12 protein-coding genes and 1 pseudogene are annotated in these 17,203 nt (G+C 72.6%); 4 read left to right on the top strand and 9 right to left on the bottom strand.

Annotated elements, in window-relative coordinates; genetic code table 11:
• Nucleotides 1-109: 109 nt before the first annotated feature.
• The 8 genes and pseudogenes from sucD to D3218_RS05525 form a co-directional block, all read right to left on the bottom strand.
• Nucleotides 110-1,015: a succinate--CoA ligase subunit alpha gene (gene sucD / locus D3218_RS05560; protein ID WP_119538887.1), complete on the bottom strand. Its 906-nt coding sequence runs from the start codon at nt 1,013-1,015 to the stop codon at nt 110-112.
• A gap of 50 nt (nt 1,016-1,065) precedes the next feature.
• A complete protein-coding gene (gene sucC, locus D3218_RS05555) occupies nt 1,066-2,256 on the bottom strand; it encodes an ADP-forming succinate--CoA ligase subunit beta (protein WP_119538886.1) in 1,191 nt (396 codons plus the stop codon).
• Nucleotides 2,257-2,653: 397 nt separating this feature from the next.
• On the bottom strand, nt 2,654-3,856 hold the full coding sequence (zapE, locus tag D3218_RS05550; RefSeq protein ID WP_119538885.1) for a cell division protein ZapE: 1,203 nt from the start codon (nt 3,854-3,856) through the stop codon (nt 2,654-2,656).
• A 124-nt stretch (nt 3,857-3,980) separates the two neighbouring features.
• Nucleotides 3,981-4,523, bottom strand: a complete 543-nt coding sequence (locus D3218_RS05545) for a protease inhibitor Inh/omp19 family protein (RefSeq protein WP_210209638.1) — start codon at nt 4,521-4,523, stop codon at nt 3,981-3,983.
• Nucleotides 4,524-4,699: 176 nt separating this feature from the next.
• Entirely contained in the window at nt 4,700-5,362 is a 663-nt protein-coding gene (locus tag D3218_RS05540; protein WP_119538946.1) for a carbonic anhydrase, read from the bottom strand.
• A gap of 114 nt (nt 5,363-5,476) precedes the next feature.
• Nucleotides 5,477-6,187: pseudogene (locus D3218_RS05535) on the bottom strand (DUF429 domain-containing protein); the annotation flags it as partial.
• Nucleotides 6,184-7,089, bottom strand: a complete 906-nt coding sequence (gene pdxY, locus D3218_RS05530) for a pyridoxal kinase PdxY (protein ID WP_119538883.1) — start codon at nt 7,087-7,089, stop codon at nt 6,184-6,186. The gene pdxY and the pseudogene D3218_RS05535, both read right to left, overlap by 4 nt.
• Nucleotides 7,090-7,098: 9 nt before the next feature.
• Nucleotides 7,099-7,356: a hypothetical protein gene (locus D3218_RS05525; protein WP_119538882.1), complete on the bottom strand. Its 258-nt coding sequence runs from the start codon at nt 7,354-7,356 to the stop codon at nt 7,099-7,101.
• A 205-nt stretch (nt 7,357-7,561) separates the two neighbouring features.
• On the opposite strand from D3218_RS05525, the gene D3218_RS05520 reads away from it, so the two are divergent.
• Nucleotides 7,562-12,445 carry an NAD-glutamate dehydrogenase gene (locus D3218_RS05520; protein WP_119538881.1) on the top strand — a complete coding sequence of 1,628 codons (4,884 nt, stop codon included), beginning with the start codon at nt 7,562-7,564 and terminating at the stop codon, nt 12,443-12,445.
• A 36-nt stretch (nt 12,446-12,481) separates the two neighbouring features.
• On the opposite strand, the gene D3218_RS05515 is transcribed toward D3218_RS05520, so the two are convergent.
• Nucleotides 12,482-12,826, bottom strand: coding sequence for a hypothetical protein (locus D3218_RS05515; RefSeq protein WP_342635108.1), 345 nt, complete (start codon nt 12,824-12,826; stop codon nt 12,482-12,484).
• A gap of 360 nt (nt 12,827-13,186) precedes the next feature.
• Between D3218_RS05515 and D3218_RS05510 the strand changes: the two genes are divergently transcribed.
• The 3 genes from D3218_RS05510 (at nt 13,187) to D3218_RS05500 (ending at nt 17,176) form a co-directional block, all read left to right on the top strand.
• Nucleotides 13,187-14,503, top strand: coding sequence for a phenylacetate--CoA ligase family protein (locus D3218_RS05510; RefSeq protein ID WP_119538880.1), 1,317 nt, complete (start codon nt 13,187-13,189; stop codon nt 14,501-14,503).
• Entirely contained in the window at nt 14,500-15,264 is a 765-nt protein-coding gene (locus tag D3218_RS05505; RefSeq protein ID WP_119538879.1) for an enoyl-CoA hydratase/isomerase family protein, read from the top strand. The genes D3218_RS05510 and D3218_RS05505 overlap by 4 nt, the downstream gene beginning before the upstream one ends.
• Before the next feature lie 160 nt (nt 15,265-15,424).
• Nucleotides 15,425-17,176 (top strand): sigma-54 interaction domain-containing protein, encoded by a 1,752-nt coding sequence (locus D3218_RS05500; RefSeq protein WP_210209637.1) that lies wholly within the window; start codon nt 15,425-15,427, stop codon nt 17,174-17,176.
• Nucleotides 17,177-17,203: the final 27 nt, after the last annotated feature.

Below are 17,203 nucleotides of genomic sequence, written 5' to 3'. Positions count from 1 at the left end.
CGGCCGCGCGGGGCCCGAACGCCGCGCGGCTCCATTCACGTATCAATCCGGCCAGATAGGGGCGCGACCGTTAAAAATCGAATGATCGCGCCCGTTTGGTCGGCGGTTTTCAGCCCTTGAGCACTTCCACCAGCGTCTTGCCGAGACGAGCCGGCGAGGGCGACACGCGGATGCCCGCCGCCTCCATGGCCGCGATCTTGGACTCCGCGTCGCCCTTGCCGCCCGAAACCACGGCGCCCGCGTGGCCCATGGTGCGGCCCTTGGGCGCCGTACGGCCGGCGATGAAGCCGGCCATCGGCTTCTTACGGCCCTTTTTCGCCTCGTCGATCAGGAACTGGGCGGCGTCCTCTTCCGCCGAGCCGCCGATCTCGCCGATCATGATGATCGACTGCGTGGCCTCGTCGGCGAGGAACATCTCCAGGACGTCGATGAACTCGGTGCCCTTCACCGGATCGCCGCCGATGCCGACGGCCGTCGTCTGGCCAAGGCCCTCGTTGGTGGTCTGGAACACCGCCTCGTAGGTCAGCGTGCCGGAGCGCGACACGATGCCGACATTGCCCTTCTTGAAGATCGAGCCCGGCATGATGCCGATCTTGCACTCTTCGGGCGTCAGGATGCCGGGGCAGTTCGGGCCGAGAAGGCGCGACTTCGACTTTTCAAGACGCGCCTTCACGCGCACCATGTCGAGCACCGGAATGCCTTCGGTGATGCAGACGATGAAGGGCACCTCGGCCTCGATCGCCTCGATGATGGCGTCGGCCGCGCCCGCCGGCGGCACGTAGATCACCGACGCGTCGGCACCGGTGCGCTCGCGCGCCTCGGCGACGCTCGCGAAGATCGGCAGCGAGGTGCCGTCGACGCCCGACGACCAGGATTCGCCGCCCTTCTTCGGGTGGATGCCGCCCACCATCTTGGTGCCGTAGTAGGCGAGCGCCTGCTCGGTGTGGAAAGTGCCGGTCTTGCCGGTCAGGCCCTGGACGAGGACCTTGGTGTTCTTGTCGACGAGGATGGACATGGTGTCTTCTTGGACTCCGAAAGGGGATCGAACGGCAGCGGACGGGGCGGTTACTTGACCGCGGCCACGATCTTCTGCGCGGCGTCGTCGAGGTCGTCGGCGGCCGTGATGGCGAGCCCGCTCTCGTTGAGGATCCGCTTGCCGAGGTCGACGTTCGTGCCCTCGAGGCGCACGACCAGCGGCACCTTCAGGCCGACTTCCTTCACGGCGGCGACAACGCCTTCCGCGATCACGTCGCAGCGCATGATGCCGCCGAAGATGTTGACGAGGATGCCCTGCACCGCCGGATCGGCCGTGATGATCTTGAAGGCCGCCGCGACCTTCTCCTTCGACGCGCCGCCGCCGACGTCGCAGAAGTTCGCCGGCTCCTTGCCGTAGAGCTTGATGATGTCCATCGTCGCCATGGCGAGACCGGCGCCGTTCACCATGCAGCCGATGTTGCCGTCGAGCGCGACATAGGCGAGGTCCCAGGCGGAGGCCTCGATCTCCTTGGCGTCCTCCTCGGTCTCGTCGCGCAGAGCCTTCATGTCGTCGTGGCGGAACAGCGCGTTGCCGTCGAACGAGACCTTGGCGTCCAGCACCCGCAGGTGGCCGTCCGTCATGACGATGAGCGGGTTCACCTCGAGGAGCGCCATGTCCTTGTCGGTGAAGGCCTTGTAGAGCGCCGGGAAGAGCGACTTGGCGTCCTCGCGGGCCGCGCCGTCGAGGCCGTAGGCGTCCGAGATCTTGGCGACGTCGGCGTCGGTGACGCCGGCGGCCGGGTCGATCGCGACGGTGATGATCTTCTCGGGCGTGTCGTGGGCGACGGCCTCGATGTCCATGCCGCCTTCCGTCGAGACCACGAAGGCGACGCGGCCGACCGAGCGGTCGACGAGGAGCGAGCAGTAAAGCTCGCGCGCGATGTCGGCGCCATCCTCGATGTAGAGGCGGTTCACCTGCTTGCCGGCGTCGCCCGTCTGGGCGGTGACGAGCGTGTTGCCGAGCATCTCGGTGGCGTGCGCGACGGCCTCCTCCACGGACTTGGCGAGGCGCACGCCGCCCTTGGCATCGGTGCCGAGTTCCTTGAACTTGCCCTTGCCGCGGCCGCCGGCGTGGATCTGCGACTTCACCACGTAGAGGGGACCGGGAAGCTGCCGGGCGGCGGCCTCGGCTTCGGAGGCGCTGGTGATCGCGACGCCCGAGGCGACCGGGGCGCCGAAGCCCTTGAGGACCTGCTTGGCCTGGTATTCGTGGATGTTCATGAAAGCTTCCCGTCTCGGATGGATGCGAGGAACGAAGGACGAGGGCCGGGGGCGCGGCGGACGCCTGCCGTCCGGCGGACGGGCGCGCACGGGCGACACGTCGGCTGGACCTGCGGATGGTGTCTCGTCATCGGGCGCCCTTGGTCCCCTTTCGATCGGCAGGGCCGTCGGTCCCGCCGGGCACGGAAGACCCGCCGCGCGCCGCCGGAACGGAGCGGACGCGGCAGGGCCCGTGCGTCGCGCGACGGGGATAGCCCGACTGGCCCGCCCGTGCAATGGTCACAAAACGGCGACAAGCAAATTCAACCGGTTAGGCAATGTGGGGCTTACGTAAGCGTCACTCAGTTCCCGACGTGATTCCAAGGGGAAGGCCGGACGACGCCGCGTGGCGAAATTTTCACGCGCCGGCGGGCGTCATTGTGTGCTCCCCGCCGGTCCGGCGCCGCTCCGCCTCCGCCAGATAGGCGTCGGAGCGCATCTCGATCAGCCGCGACACGGTTCGATCGAACTCGAAGGCCTCCGTGCCGCTCGGCGCGCGATAGAGCCGGTCGGCGGGTGCCGCGGCCGAGACGACCAGCCGCCGGTGCGCGTCGTAGAGCGTATCCACCAGGAGAATGAAGCGCTTCGCCTCGTTGCGCTCCGCCGCGCCGATCACCGGCACCCCGTCCACGACCACCGTGTGGAAACGCGCGGCGAGCGCCAGGAAGTCCGCCGCGCCGAGGGGCCTCGCGCACAGGTCGGCGAAGCCGAAGCGCGCGGCCCCGGCGCCGGCGCGCGGCACGGCGATCGAGCGCCCGCGAAAGGGCAGCGTCTCCGCCCGCTCGGCGGCACCGCCGAGGATCGAGCGCCACAGCGCGTCCATCCGGCGATCGGCGTCCGGCCCCAGCGGCGTGACGTAGAGGTCGCCCGCCCCGATCGTCTCCATCCGGTAGTCGGTGGGCGCGTCCAGGAACAGGATGTCGGTATGGGCCTTGAGCGTCTCCACGAACGGAAGGAAGAGCGGCCGGTTCAGCCCGTCGCGATAGAGATCGTCGGGCGCCACGTTGGAGGTCGCGACCAGCGTCAGCCCGCGGGCGAACAGCGCGTCGAACAGGCGCGACAGGATCATCGCGTCGGCGATGTCGGTGACCGTGAACTCGTCGAAGCACAGGAGCCGCGTCTCGGCCGCCACGGCCTCCGCCACCGGCGGGATCGGATCGTCGCCCCGCGCCTCGCCCGCCTTCACGGCGGCGCGGTGGGCGTTGATGCGCCCGTGCATTTCGGCCATGAACTCGTGGAAGTGGATGCGGCGCTTGCGCTCCAGCGGGGCCGTGTCGAAGAACAGGTCCATCAGCATGGACTTGCCGCGACCGACCGAGCCGTGGATGTAGACGCCGCGCGGCGCCGCCGGCCGCTCGCGCCGGCCGAACAGCCAGCCCAGCGCGCTGGACTTGGCGGGCAGCGCCGCCTCGCGAAGCTCGCGCCACAGCCGGTCCAGCCGGTCGGCGATGCCGGCCTGCACCGCGTCCTCGCGCAGCGTTCCCGCCGCGACGCGCCGCGCCAGCTCGGCGCGCACCGGCCCGCGCTCGCCTCCCACGGGGCCGTAGCCTTGATGCGGCATCGTCAGGACCTTCCGGAAGTGCGGCCCGGGCGGCCCCGGGGGAGAGGCCGGGGCGACGACGGTCGGGCGTCGCCGGGCGGAAGCGGGCGCCGCGCGGGCCGGGGCCGGCGCGCGGCGCAGCGCCTCAGCGGTAGAGGCTGACCGACTGGCCGCCGCTGGTGGTGCCCTCGTAGCGGGTACCGCCGGCGTTGCTTAGCGTCGCCACGGTGGAGCCGGAGGAATCCTTGAGCACCACCTGGCTGCCCGAGACGTCCCAGGCGGACACGTCGGCCACCTGGCCGGGGCAGCCGCGCGAGGCGGCGCGATAGCCGCCGGTCCACTGCGTCAGCGCCATGAAGATCTGGCAGTTGCCGCCGCCCGACGAGACGCGCCAGGCGCCCACGAGGCCCTCGCGCGTCACCGGCCCGGCCGAGGCGGTCTGGGTGGGCGGCGTCTGGCCGCCGGCGGCTGCGGCGTCCGCCGGGGGCGTCGTCGGCGTCATCGGCGCGGCGGGCGGCGGCGGCGGGGGCGGAAGCTGGTTGGAATAGACCTGTCCGGTCGGGGCGGGCCGCAGCGGCGCCGGGCTGCGCACGTTGCTCCCGCCGCCGAAGGAGGGCGCGGCCGACTGGCAGCCCGCCAGGGCCAAGGCCGCCGCAAGGCCGAGGCCCATTCTGATCATCTGGGTCATCCCCGTTCCCCATCCGTTGGTTGCCGCGCGCCGCCGGCGCGTCGTCCGCATCACTGGCTCTAGAAAGGGCGTTTACCATGTTTCGCAAGCGAGGCCTCGGCAAATGCCGCCCGCGCGGCCGATTCTGTGGCCGCCGCGCCACGCCCGCGGGCCGGCGCCCCCGCCGGCACCGCGCCTCAGATCACCGCGTCCTCCACGTCCACCAGCGGACGCTGGAAGTCGCCGGTCTCCGGGTCCATCGCCCAGAGCTCGGCGGTGGAGATGTCGAACCAGGCGCCGCAGAGGCGCAGCTCGCCCGCCCGCTCGCGCGCCGCGATGTAGGGGAAGGTCCGCAGGTTGGCGATCGAGGTGCGGATCGAGATCCGCTCCAGGGCGGTCTGGCGCTCGCCGCTGGTCATCAGCGCGTTGGCGGCCACCGTCTCGGCCACCGGCTGGAGGATGCTCATCCACTTGCCGATGAAGTCGCCGGGCGACAGGGGCTCGCTGCCGGGCGAGAGCGCCGCCTTGATGCCGCCGCAGCGACCGTGGCCCATCACCACGATGTTGCGGACCTTGAGCGCCTGCACCGCGAACTCCAGCGCCGCCGAGGTGCCGTGGAACTCGCCGTCCGGATTGTAGGGGGGCACGAGGTTGGCGACGTTGCGCGCCACGAACAGCTCGCCTGCGCCCGCGCCGAAGATCGTCTCGGGCGCGGCGCGCGAGTCGCAGCAGGCGATCACCATGGTCTCGGGCGTCTGCCCGTCGCGCGCCAGCGCCCGGTAGGTCTGCGTTTCCTGGAGGTAGCGGCCCTGCACGAAGCTGCGGTAGCCGGACAGGAGGGTATCGGGCAGAAGGGTCATCATCGCTCCGTCGCTGGTTTGCAACGCTTCTAGACCAGTTTCTTCCGCACTGCACAGGGGCGCGCGGGGGACCCAGATCGCGATCGGCAGCATGTGCGCGTCGCGCTCGGGCGGCTCGGGAAGCGAGCGGGCGCGCCCGGCCGCGATCGCCCGGGCCACCAGCAGCATGGCGCAGGCGTCGATCCGGTCGTCCTCGCCCGCCCCGGCGGGACGCGCCGCCGCCAGGAGCGCCGCCGGAACGCCGTGCGCCGCCAGCAGCGCGCGCCGCTCCGCCATGCCCGGCCCCGACGCGCGGCCGCCGTGCTTCTTGGGATGCGCCATGGGCTGCGCGCCGTTCAGAACGGCGAAGGCGGTTTCCGGATGGCTCTCGAACACGCGGGCGCGCAAGGCCGGATCGGCGCGCAGCAGCCGGTCGATCTCCAGGATCCGCGGGAACAGCATGAAGCCCTGGCGCGAGACCCCGCGCGGCGGCTCCGAGGCGGCGCGCGCCAGGGCGCTGGCCCGCGCATGGGCGGCGGCGCGCTCGGCCGCCGAGCCGTGCGGCCCGTTCCAGGCCTCCACGGCGGAGCGCGCGGGCATCGAGAACAGGCTGGCGCTGCGGCGCGCGAGAAGCGGGCGCGCCGCCTGCTCGGCCGCCCGCCCCGGCCCCCGGATCCGCTCCGGCAGGCCGATCGGCATGTCCACCGCGATCAGCGCGTCCGCCGGCAGGGCCGAGAGCAGCGCCGCGAGGCTCGCGAAGACCCGCAGCTCGTGCCGACCGTCGCCGTGCGCCACCGCCGCCAGCCAGCCCCGCCGGCAGCCGTCGACGCCCGCCAGCGTCCTCACGCCCGCCGCCCGCCCCCGGCCGGCGCCAGCCGGCGCATCTGCACCATGGCCATCGGCGTCTTGAGGCTGTCGGCGTCGGTCTCCAGCGTCAGCTCGTCCTTGCCCCGCTTGGTGGTGCGGGCGAGGATCTCGAACACGGCAGCCGTGGTGCCCTGCAGGGCCTTCTCGCCGGTGGCCCCCGACAGCACGCGCGCCAGGAACACCGCCCCGGTGAGGTCGCCGAGCCCGTTGGGCACGCCCTCGATGCGGCGGTGCTCGGCCAGCACCGCCGTGCCGTCCTCCACCAGGAGGTTGCCGATCCCCCCGCGCAGCAGCGGAAAGGCGGAGGTGACCACGACCCGGGCGGGCCCGAGCGCGCTCGCCGCCTCCACCAGATGCGCGTTGGTGGAGAACTCGAGGCCGGTGAGGAACTCCAGCTCGAAGCGGTTGGGCGTGGCGATGTCGGCGCGCGGCACCAGGAGGTCGCGGATCGCCGCCACGGTCTCGGCCGGCTGGTAGAGCCGTCCACCCGCCTCCCCGCCGTCGCCCAGCACCGGGTCGCACAGATACACGGCGCGCGGGTTCGCCCGGCGCACGGCATCCACCAGCCGGGCCACCGGCTCCACCTGGTGGCCGGCGCCGAAATAGCCGCTGATCACCGCCCCCACCTCGCCGAGCCAGGGCGCCCGGATCAGGTCGTCCACGAAGGCGGCGAAGGCCGCGGGTTCCGGCACGATGCGCGTCGCCGGACCGTGGCCTGGGTGCCAGGGCAGCGTCACGGTGGGCACCGACCAGACCGGATGGCCGAGCGATTCCAGCGCGAACACCACGGCGCGGTTGCCCACCGTGCCGCGCGCGACGTGGCTGGAGATCGACAGGACGGCCGGCTTGTCCCCGCCGGCAGGGGAAGCGGGAAGGGTCATCGGCTCCGTTCAGTGGGACGAAAGCTGGAAGGCGAGGCCGATGGCCAGGCCCACAAAGGCGAGCAGTCCGGCGAGCCGGCCGATGCGCGTGCCGATCACCTCCATCCGGTCGGCCGGATCCGCGTCGCCCGCCCAGAAATGGCGCACGAGGCCCCGCGCCATGCTTTCGGCCGCCGCGCCGGTCTGGGGCTCGGTCTCCTGGCGCACGCGGCGCAGGATGGCCTCGGCCTCGCGCTGCCGGGCCCGGTCGTCGGAGGGGTTCGTCATGGGCCGGACCGTGGCGCAAAAGCAGGACGAGAGCAATACGGGGGACCGCCGCGCAGGGGGCCGGGACATGCGCGCCCGGCGCCCTATAAGCATGGTTGCCCTCGCCCGGCCCCCATGGTCCCGTCTCGGGCCGACGAGGTGATTCGCTCCGGCCCACGACGCGACCGTGGGGGCCGGGCCGACCGACGTCTCAAGGGGAACACGCATGGCGACCGAGCCGAACCCGACCAAGAACCGGATCCTCGCCGGGGCTCTGGCCCACCTGCCCGACGGGGGGACGGGCGCGCGCCTGGCGCCGCTCCTGTTCGCACGCCCCCCCGCCGAGGACCTGTCCGCCTTTGCGCCGGAGGCCCTCGCACGGCTCGCCGAAGAGGCCGTGGCCGTGCTGGAGCGCCACCGGCCCGGCCGCACCGTGGTCTCGGTGCGGCGTCTGCGCGGCGAGCTGCGCGCCGGCGAGCCGGTGACCGCGATCACCATCGCCCACGACGACATGCCCTTCCTGTTCGATTCCGCGATCGCCGAGATCGCCGACCGAGCGCCCGCCGTGCACGAGATCTCGCACCCGATCCTCCTGGTGGAGCGAGGCGCGGACGGGGCGCCCGCCGGCTTCGCCGAGCGGCGCTCGGGGGTGGCCGGCGGCGACCCGGTGAGCCTGATCCAGGTGGTGATCGAGCCGATGCCGGACCCGGCCGGCGAAGAGGCGCTGGCCCGCAGCCTGGAGGAGATCCTGGCGGCCGTCGCCGTGGCCAATGCCGACTTCGCCGCCATGCGCGGGCGCGTCGAGGCCGCCGCCCGCACCATCGAGGCGCGCGCCGCCGCGCAAGGGGAGCCCGGCGCGGCCGCCGCCGACCGCGAGGGCGCGGCGCTTCTCGACTGGCTCTGCGCGGGCAACTTCATCTTCCTCGGCCTTCGCGAGTTCGCCTACCATTCCGAGGGCGAGGCGCTGCGGCGCGTCGAGGGAAGCGAGCTCGGCATCCTGCGCGACCCGGCCGTGCGGGTCCTGCGCCGCGAGGGCGCGGCCGAGGCGCCGAGCCCGGAGCTGCGCGCCTTCCTGGAGGATCCCGAGCCGCTGATCGTGGCCAAGGCCAACACGCGCTCGCGCGTCCACCGGCGCAGCTACATGGACTATGTCGGCATCAAGCTGCGCGACGCGGCCGGCCGCCTGTCCGGCGAGTTGCGCGTGGTGGGCCTCTTCGCCTCCAGCGCCTACACCCAGCCCCTGGCCGCGATCCCCTACCTGCGGGCCAAGGCGGCCACCGTCACCGAGCGTTTCGGCCTGCCGCCCGGCTCCCATTCCGGCAAGGCGCTGGCGGTGGCGCTGGAGACCTATTCGCGCGACGAGATGTTCCAGATCGAGGTCGATCTTCTGGAGCGCTTCGCCGGCATCGTCACCGAGCTCGGCGAACGGCCCCGCATCCGCGTCCTGCCGCGCATCGACCGGTTCGACCGGTTCGTCTCGGTGCTCGTGTTCGTGCCGCGCGAGCGCTACGACGCGCGCCTGCGCGACGAGATCGGGTTGCTGCTCGCGACCCGCTACGACGGCCACGTCTCGGCCTACTACCCGAACTTCCCCGAAGGCGCGCTCGCCACGATCCACTTCATCATCGGGCGCACCGGCGGCCCGACGCCCGAGCCCGACGAGGCCTTGCTGGAGGCGGAGATCGCCGCGATCGCGCGCGACTGGTCGCTGGCCTTCGAGCGCGCCGCCGCGCGCGCCGGGCGCATCGCGGAGCTGACGGCGCTCGCCCCCGGCCTGCCCGGCGGCTACCGCGACGCGGTGGACCCGGAGGAGGCGGTGGAGGACGCCGCGCGCATCCTGGACCTGCGCGCCGGCTCGCCGCTCGGCATCGACTTCTACCGCCGCGAGGGCGACCACGACGCCTCGCTGCGCCTCAAGATCTTCCATCTCGGCGCGGCGCTGCCCCTGTCGCGCCGGGTGCCGATCCTGGAGAACATGGGCTTCTCGCCGCTCGCCGAGCAGACGCACGAGATCGTGCGCGCCGACGGCGCCCATGTCTGGCTGCACGACATGGAGCTGATCCCGCGATCCAGCACCTTCGCGGCGCCGACCGACAAGGGCCTGGCGCTGGAGGCGACGCTCCAGGCCGTGGTGGACGGGCGCATCGAGGACGACGCCTTCAACGCGCTGGTGTTCGCGGCCGGGCTCGACTGGCGCGAGGCCAATCTCCTGCGCGCCTATGCCCGCTACCTGCGCCAGACGGGCTTTGCCACCGCCGCCGAGTTCATCGCGCAGGTGCTGGAGCGCCAGCCGGACGTGGCGCGCGCGCTGGTCGACCTCTTCGCCTGTGCCTTCGATCCGGCGCGCGAGCGGCGTCCCGAGGCCCTGCCGGCGGAGCTCGAGGGCGACGCGGACGCCGAGCACGCGGCCGCGCGCGGGGCGCTCGGCCCCCTCCTTTCGCTGCGCCGCTCGCTCGACGCGATCACCAGCCTCGACGAGGACCGCGTGGTGCGCCGCCTGACCGGCGCCGTGCTCGCCACGCTGCGCACCAACTTCTACGCCGTTCCCGAGGTCTCGGCCGAGCCGAACTCGGTGCCCACCGCGGTGAAGCCCGCGCTAGCGCTCAAGATCGACCCGCACCGCATCGAGGGCATCCCCGCCCCGGTGCCGTTCCGCGAGATCTTCGTCTTCGATGCGCGCGTCGAGGGCGTCCACCTGCGCTTCGGCCCGGTGGCGCGCGGCGGCCTGCGCTGGTCCGACCGCTCGCAGGACTACCGCACCGAGATCCTCGGCCTGGTGAAGGCCCAGCAGGTCAAGAACGCGGTGATCGTGCCGGTGGGCTCCAAGGGCGGGTTCTATCCCAAGCGCCTCGCCGACCCCGCCAGCCGCGAGGCCTGGTTCGAGAGCGGCCGCTCGGCCTACGTGGTGTTCATCGCCTCGCTCCTGTCGGTCACCGACAATATCGAGCCCACCGGCGAGACGGTGACGCCGACCGGCGTCGTCGCCTACGACGACCTCGACCCCTATTTCGTGGTGGCGGCCGACAAGGGCACGGCGACCTTCTCCGACACGGCCAACGCCGTGGCCCGCGCGCGCGGCTTCTGGCTGGACGACGCGTTCGCCTCCGGCGGCTCGGCCGGCTACGACCACAAGGCCATGGGCATCACGGCGCGCGGCGCCTGGGAGGCGGTGAAGCGCCACTTCCGCGAGATGGGCCGCGAGGGCCGGGCCTGGGACATCCAGCGCGAGCCCTTCACGGTGGCGGGCTGCGGCGACATGTCGGGCGACGTCTTCGGCAACGGCATGCTCCTGTCGCCGAAGATCCGGCTCGTCGCCGCCTTCGACCACCGCGACATCTTCATCGACCCGAACCCGGACGAGGCGCGCGCCTTCGCCGAGCGCCGGCGCCTGTTCGCCCTGCCCCGCTCCTCCTGGGCCGACTTCGACCGCGCGGCGATCTCGGCGGGCGGCGGCGTCTTCTCGCGCCGCGACAAGCTGATCCGCCTGTCGCCGGAGGCGGCCGCCGCGATCGGCTTCGACCGGCAGTCCGGCACGCCGGCCGAGATCATCACGGCGATCCTCAAGGCGCCCGTCGACCTCCTCTGGTTCGGCGGCATCGGCACCTATGTGCGCGCCTCCACCGAGACCAACCTCGACGTCGGCGACCGGGCCAACGACGCGGTGCGCGTCACCGGACGCGACCTGCGCGCCCGCGTGGTCGGCGAAGGCGCCAATCTCGGACTGACGCAAGCCGGACGCATCGAGGCGGCGCGCGCGGGGGTGCGCCTCAACACCGACGCGATCGACAACTCGGCCGGCGTCAACACCTCGGACGTCGAGGTCAACTTCAAGATCGCGCTGCGCCAGCCGCTCGCCGAGGGACGCATCTCGCGCGAGGAGCGCGACCGGCTGCTCGGCTCGATGACCGACGAGGTCGCCCACCTCGTCCTCGCCAACAACTACGCCCAGACGCTGGCGATCTCGCTGGAGGAGAAGGCCGGCGTGTCGCGCCTCGCGCTCCAGGCCCGGCTGATGGCGGCGCTGGAGGAGACCGGCGCGCTGGATCGCCAGGTCGAGACCCTCCCATCGGCCGGCGCGATCGCCGACCTGCGGGCGCGCGGCTCCAGCCTGTCGCGGCCCGAGCTCGCGGTTCTCCTGGCCTATGCCAAGATCGACCTGTTCAACGCGCTGGTCGCGAGCCCCCTGCCCGACGATCCCTATCTCGCCGACCGGCTCCTCGCCTATTTCCCGAAGGCGCTGCGCGAGAAGTTCGAGGCCGACGTCCTCGCGCACCGGCTGCGCCGCGAGATCGTGGCCACGGGCCTCGCCAACAGCTTCGTCAACCATCTCGGCGTGTCCTTCGCCACGGTGCTGCGCGACGCCACCGGGCGCTCCGGCGCGGCGCTGGCGGCCGCCTATGTGGCGATCGCCGACGGGTTCGCGGTCGCCGAGCTCCTGGCCGAGATCGACGCGCTGGACGCGCGCCTGCCCGGCGCGGTGCAGAACGACCTCTATGCCGCGGTGTCCTTCTTCCTGCAGGTCGGCGTCGCCGGCCTGGCGCGTGCGGGCACCTTCGACCTCGGCGAGACTGTGGCCGCGCTGCGCCGGCTGTCCGCCGAGTTCGGCCCCGCGCTGGTGGACCTGGCGAGCGAGCATGCCCGCGCCGAGTTCGCCGCGCGCCAGGCCGAGTGGACGGCGGCTGGGGTGCCCGAGGAGCTCGCCACCCGCGTCGCCCGCCTGCCGCTCCTCGCCCTGGTTCCGGACGTCGAGCGTGTTTCACGTGAAACCGGCCGACCGTTCGGCGAGGCGATGCGCGCCACCTTCGCCCTGACGCAGGCGCTGCACATCGGCCGGCTCGAGGAGGCCCTGGTGACGCTCCGCCCGAGCGACTACTACGAGACCCTGGCGCTCGAGCGCGCCGGCAGCCAGATCGCGCGCGAGCGCCGGCGCCTCACCATCCTCGCTCTCGGCGAGGGCGGCGGCGAGGATTCCGTGGCGGACTGGGCGGCCTCGCAGGGCGAGGCCCTGCGCGCCGCCTCGGAGCAGCTTCAGCGGCTGGCGGGAACGGGCGAGACCTCGGTGGCACGTCTGACGCTGGCCGCTGGCCTCCTCCAGGACGTCGGCCTCTGATCCCCATGCCCGGCACGCGGTCGCCGCGCGTGGCGATCAGGTCGGGTTCGCGGGGGCCGCCGCTCCCGGCTGGTCCGGCACCGCGCCGGGCGGGATCACCGGCGTGGTGCCGGGGTCGGGCGCCGGCACGGGAACCTCGATCCCGGTCGGCCCGGTGTCCGGCGGCGTGAGCACGCCGTTGCAGTCGGCGAGCTGCCCGCTCAGCGAGGTGCCGGACCCGTCCGCCGGGCGGGCCGCGCACGGATCGGTGGACGGCGCGATGGCCTGGTTGGGCGCCCCGCCGTCGCTCGGAGCGGCGGGCGACGGGACGGTCTGGGCGACAGCCGGCGCCATGCCGACGAGAAGGACGGCGCAAAGGGCGCGAAGCGTGGGACGGATCATCGGAACGTCTCCTGTTCGGGGGGAAACGCTCGCCGCCTTCGATCGCTCCCCGGCCGAATCCGATCCTTCGGCTTTCCCTCCCCGCAGGCGCTCTCTCGGTGCGACATGGGAGGTGTCCGATGCGTCGGAGAGGCGGCAAACTCCCGCCAAGCGATCCAGCGCGCCACGCTGAGCATTCGTAACGAAACTATACGTTTGTCAGATTTCTTGACGTAACGATACGATACGTTGTGGGGCCTCTGCGGCGCCGGGTGCTTGCGTTCCGATGTCGGGAGAACTGGCACGGTCCTTGCCGCATGATCCCCCAAGCGGCGCCATCGGGCCTGCCGGACTTGAACGACGCCACACGAGGTCCACCGGATGCCGGACGCCATGCTTCATCCCGAGTTCGAGACGCTGACGCCCGAGGCGACGCGACGCGTCCAGGACGACAAGTGGGCGCGCCAGTGGGCCTATGTCCTCGCCGCCTCCGACTTCTACCGCGACGCCTTGCGCGGCGTGTCCGGCAAGGCGGTCACGCTCGACGGCATCGCGGAGCTTCCGTTCACCGGGAAGGACGAGTTGCGGCTCAGCCAGGAACGGCTCTCGCCGTTCGGCGACCACATCGCCTGCGGGGCGGATCGGGTGGTGCGCGTCCATCGCACCTCGGGCACCACGGGGCGCGCCCTGCAGGTCGCCAACAGTCGGCGGGACGTCGACACGATCGCGCGGATCGGCGGGCGGTCGCAGTTCTGCGCGGGGCTGCGACCCGGTGATCGGGTCGTGCACTGCCTGAACTACTGCATGTGGACCGGCGGCGTCACCGACCACATGACCCTCGAGGAGACGGGCGCCTGCGTCGTCCCGTTCGGCGTCGGCAACACCCGGCTGCTCCTGGACACGATCGCGGATCTCGGCGTCACGGCGATCTCGTGCACGCCCTCCTACCCGGCGCTCCTGGAAAAGCTCCTTCGGGGCGAAGGGCGCGATCCGCGCGAGCTCAAGCTCCGGCTCGGCCTGTTCGGCGGCGAGGCCGGCCTCGACAACATCGAGTTCCGGCAGTCGATGGAGGACGTGTGGGGCTTCGGCGTGCGCAACGCCAACTACGGCATGTCGGAGGTGATGAGCAACTTCGCCAGCCAGTGCGAGCACTCCAACGACCTGCATTTCCACGGCGCCGACGCCGTGTTCGTGGAGCTGATCGACGCCGCGGGCAGCGCCGTGTCGATCCGCGAGGGCGCCGTCGGCGAGCTCGTCTGCACCCATGTGGAGAAGGAGTGCCAGCCGCTCCTGCGCTACCGGACGCGCGACGTGGTCACCGTCACCGGAACCGGACCCTGCGACTGCGGACGGACGACCTGGCGCTTCCGCGTGACGGGGCGCACCGACGACATGTTCAACGTGCGCGGGATCAACGTCTTCCCCACCGCCGTGCAGACCGGCGTGATGAGCCGGCCCGACCTCGCCTCCGGCCAGTTCCGCATCGTGCTGGCGGGCGCCGGGCCGTGGGATCGCATCGTGGTGCGGGCCGAGGCCGCGCACGGCCTCGATGCCGCGGACTACGCGGGGGCCGCCCGCGCGCTCGAGGCCGCGATCCGCCAGCATGCGGGGGCCTCGGCCGAGGTCACGCTGCTGCCGCCCGACAGCCTGCCGCGCACCGACGGCAAGACCGCCCTGATCGAAAGGACACCATCGTGAGCTTCGCCCTCTACGAACGCCGGGAGGCGGTCGGCCTCGTCACTCTCGACCGGCCGGACCGGCTGAACGCCATCAGCGGCGACCTGATGCGCGACTTCGTCGCCGCCCTGGAAGCCGCCTTCGACGACGCCGGCACCGGCGCGATCGTGCTCACCGGCAACGGCCGGGCCTTCTGCTCCGGCGACGACCTCAAGGAGTTCGACCTCCAGACCGAGAGCGACGAGGCCGTCCGCGACCACGTCGCGGCGATCCAGTCGGTCACCCGCCTCCTGATGGGGCGCGACAAGCCGGTGGTGGGCGCGATCCACGGCTACGCGGTGGGCGGCGGCTTCGAATGGCTGCTGAACTGCGACCTCGTGGTCGCCTCGGACGATCTCGTCGCCTTCTTTCCCGAGATGGACTGGGGTCATTTCGTCACCGGCGGCGTCACCCACCTCCTGCCGCTCACCGTCGGCTACCAGCGGGCGATGGAACTGCTCCTGCTCGGCGAGCGGCAGAGCGCCGCGCGCCTGGAGGCGCTCGGCATCGTCAACCGCGTGGTGCCGCGCGACGAGATGCTCGCCTGCGCGCTGGACCTGGCGGCGCGCATCGCGGCCAAATCGCGCTTCGCCACCGCCAAGCTGAAGTCGACGCTGAACGGCGCGCTCGGCGACGCGCTCTGGCGGGCGGTGGACCACGAGGAGACCGTGACGGTCGAAGCCTTCTCCCACCCGGACACGATCGAGCGCGTGAAGGGCTTCGAGGCGCGCCGCAAGCGATGAGGCGCCGGGCGCGGCGGCGGGCCTCCCCGCCGCCGCGCCCGCAACGGGCGGCGCCCGTCCGCGGGGGCTTGCGGTGGACGGGGATCGCGGGGCACTTGCGCACGACGCGTGCCCCGGCTCGTCCGAGACCCGGTGGGCCGTCCCGCAAGCGCGAGGAACGATGACGCAACCGCGGCAGGCCGAGGACCTGAAACTGCATCTGGAGGAGCTGTGCGAGCTCTTCTCGGCGCTGCTGCCCGGCAGCGCGCTGGGCGTCGGCGTGTTCGGGGGCGACGGCCGGCTCGTGCTGCATGTCGGGCTCGACGGCTTCCCGCGACACCTGCCGCGCCCGCTCGGCAAGGAGGGCGGCGGCGAGGAGGCGGACGTCCGGGCCGGCATCGCGCTCGCCTATGCGAAGGTGCGAACCACGGCTGGCGAGGCGCCTCCGGTCTTCGCCGTCTGCTCGTCCCGCGCGATGCCGGGGCACACGCTCGCCAGCCTGTGCCGGATGGGCGCGAGCTTCCTGGCGCGCACGCTCGACCTCCTGGAGCAGGCCCGGAGCCTGCAGCAGCTCGTCGGCGAGCAGCGCGCGATCATCGACCACATCTCCGACGGCCTGCTGGTGCTCCGCCGCGACGGGGTGCTGCGCCACGTCAACGCGCCGGGCGCCCGGATGCTGAACCTCGACCCCGCCGCCGCCGTCGGCCGGCCGTTCCGGGACCTCGTCGACTTCGAGCCGCACATCATGCCGATCTTCGCGTCCGGGCAGGGATACACTGACCGCGAGCTGCGGGTCCGCACCGGGACGGTCGACATCCACATCCTCGACACGGCGGTGCCGATCCTCGGCGAGGACGGGACGGTGGTCTCGATCGTCAACACGTTCCACGAGATGACGCGCGCGAAGCGTCTGTCCAACCGGCTTGCGGGGGACCGGGCCCGGTACCGGTTCTCCGACGTCGTCGGCCAGTCCCCCCTGATGCGGGAGGCCGTGGCCGTCGCCGAGCGTGCCGCGCGCTCGGACGCCGGCGTCCTCCTTTACGGGGAGAGCGGAACCGGCAAGGAGGTGTTCGCGCAGTCGATCCACAATGCCAGCCGGCGAGCGAACGGCCCCTTCGTCGCCGTCAACTGCGCGGCGCTGCCGCGCGACCTGATCGAAAGCGAGATGTTCGGCTACACGCCCGGCAGCTTCACGGGCGCCGACAGGGCCGGGCGCCTGGGGCGGTTCGAACTGGCCGCCGGCGGCACGATCTTCCTGGACGAGATCTCCGAGATGCCGCTCGACGTGCAGGCCAAGCTCCTGCGCGTCCTCCAGGAGCGGCAGGTCACGCGCATCGGCGCGGCCGCCAGCGTCGGCGTCGACGTGCGCGTGGTGGCCGCCGCCAACCGCGACCTGGGCGAGATGGTGGAGAACCGGGCGTTCCGGGAGGATCTCTACTATCGCCTGAACGTGATGCGCATCGACCTGCCGCCGCTGCGCCGACGCCGCGACGACATCCCCGCCCTGGCGCTGGACGCGATCCGCCGGAGCTGCGCCCTCCTGCATCGGCCCGCGCTGCACCTGTCCGCGAAGGCGATGCGGCAGCTCGCGAGCTACGGCTGGCCCGGCAACGTCCGCCAGTTGCAGAACGTGATCGAGCGCCTGGTCAACATGACCGACGCGGACGAGGTGGACGAGCTGCCGGCCGACTGGCTTCCCGCCAGCGAGGCGGAAGGCGGGGCGGCCGCCGGTGCGCCGCTCTCCGGCGCGGCGGTCGAGACCCTAGAGGACGCGGAGCGGCGCGCCGTGGGGGCCGCCCTGGAAGCGTTCGGCTTCAACCTGACCAGGACCGCCGAGGCGCTCGGCATCGCAAGACCGACGCTCTACGCGAAGATCCGCAAGTTCGGCTATCCGGCGAATGGGCGGGCCGCACGGGCCGGCCCCGGCGGCTGAGTGTCCCCTGCCCCGCCCGGAAGCCGG

Source organism: Aureimonas flava (assembly GCF_003583935.1).
Taxonomy (GTDB): domain Bacteria; phylum Pseudomonadota; class Alphaproteobacteria; order Rhizobiales; family Rhizobiaceae; genus Aureimonas; species Aureimonas flava.
The sequence above is the reverse complement of the archived record's forward strand: the minus strand, read 5'-3'. Positions and strand labels throughout refer to the sequence as shown.

What these genes read in the sequence shown, in the direction of transcription:
- zapE (WP_119538885.1), bottom strand. Translation starts at nt 3,856, where the DNA reads ATGCCGCATCAAGGCTACGGCCCCGTGGGAGGCGAGCGCGGGCCGGTG.
- sucD (WP_119538887.1), bottom strand. Translation starts at nt 1,015, where the DNA reads ATGTCCATCCTCGTCGACAAGAACACCAAGGTCCTCGTCCAGGGCCTG.
- D3218_RS05545 (WP_210209638.1), bottom strand. Translation starts at nt 4,523, where the DNA reads ATGACCCAGATGATCAGAATGGGCCTCGGCCTTGCGGCGGCCTTGGCC.
- D3218_RS05515 (WP_342635108.1), bottom strand. Translation starts at nt 12,826, where the DNA reads ATGATCCGTCCCACGCTTCGCGCCCTTTGCGCCGTCCTTCTCGTCGGC.
- D3218_RS05540 (WP_119538946.1), bottom strand. Translation starts at nt 5,362, where the DNA reads ATGACCCTTCTGCCCGATACCCTCCTGTCCGGCTACCGCAGCTTCGTG.
- D3218_RS05520 (WP_119538881.1), top strand. Translation starts at nt 7,562, where the DNA reads ATGGCGACCGAGCCGAACCCGACCAAGAACCGGATCCTCGCCGGGGCT.
- D3218_RS05510 (WP_119538880.1), top strand. Translation starts at nt 13,187, where the DNA reads ATGCCGGACGCCATGCTTCATCCCGAGTTCGAGACGCTGACGCCCGAG.
- sucC (WP_119538886.1), bottom strand. Translation starts at nt 2,256, where the DNA reads ATGAACATCCACGAATACCAGGCCAAGCAGGTCCTCAAGGGCTTCGGC.
- D3218_RS05525 (WP_119538882.1), bottom strand. Translation starts at nt 7,356, where the DNA reads ATGACGAACCCCTCCGACGACCGGGCCCGGCAGCGCGAGGCCGAGGCC.
- D3218_RS05500 (WP_210209637.1), top strand. Translation starts at nt 15,425, where the DNA reads ATGACGCAACCGCGGCAGGCCGAGGACCTGAAACTGCATCTGGAGGAG.
- pdxY (WP_119538883.1), bottom strand. Translation starts at nt 7,089, where the DNA reads ATGACCCTTCCCGCTTCCCCTGCCGGCGGGGACAAGCCGGCCGTCCTG.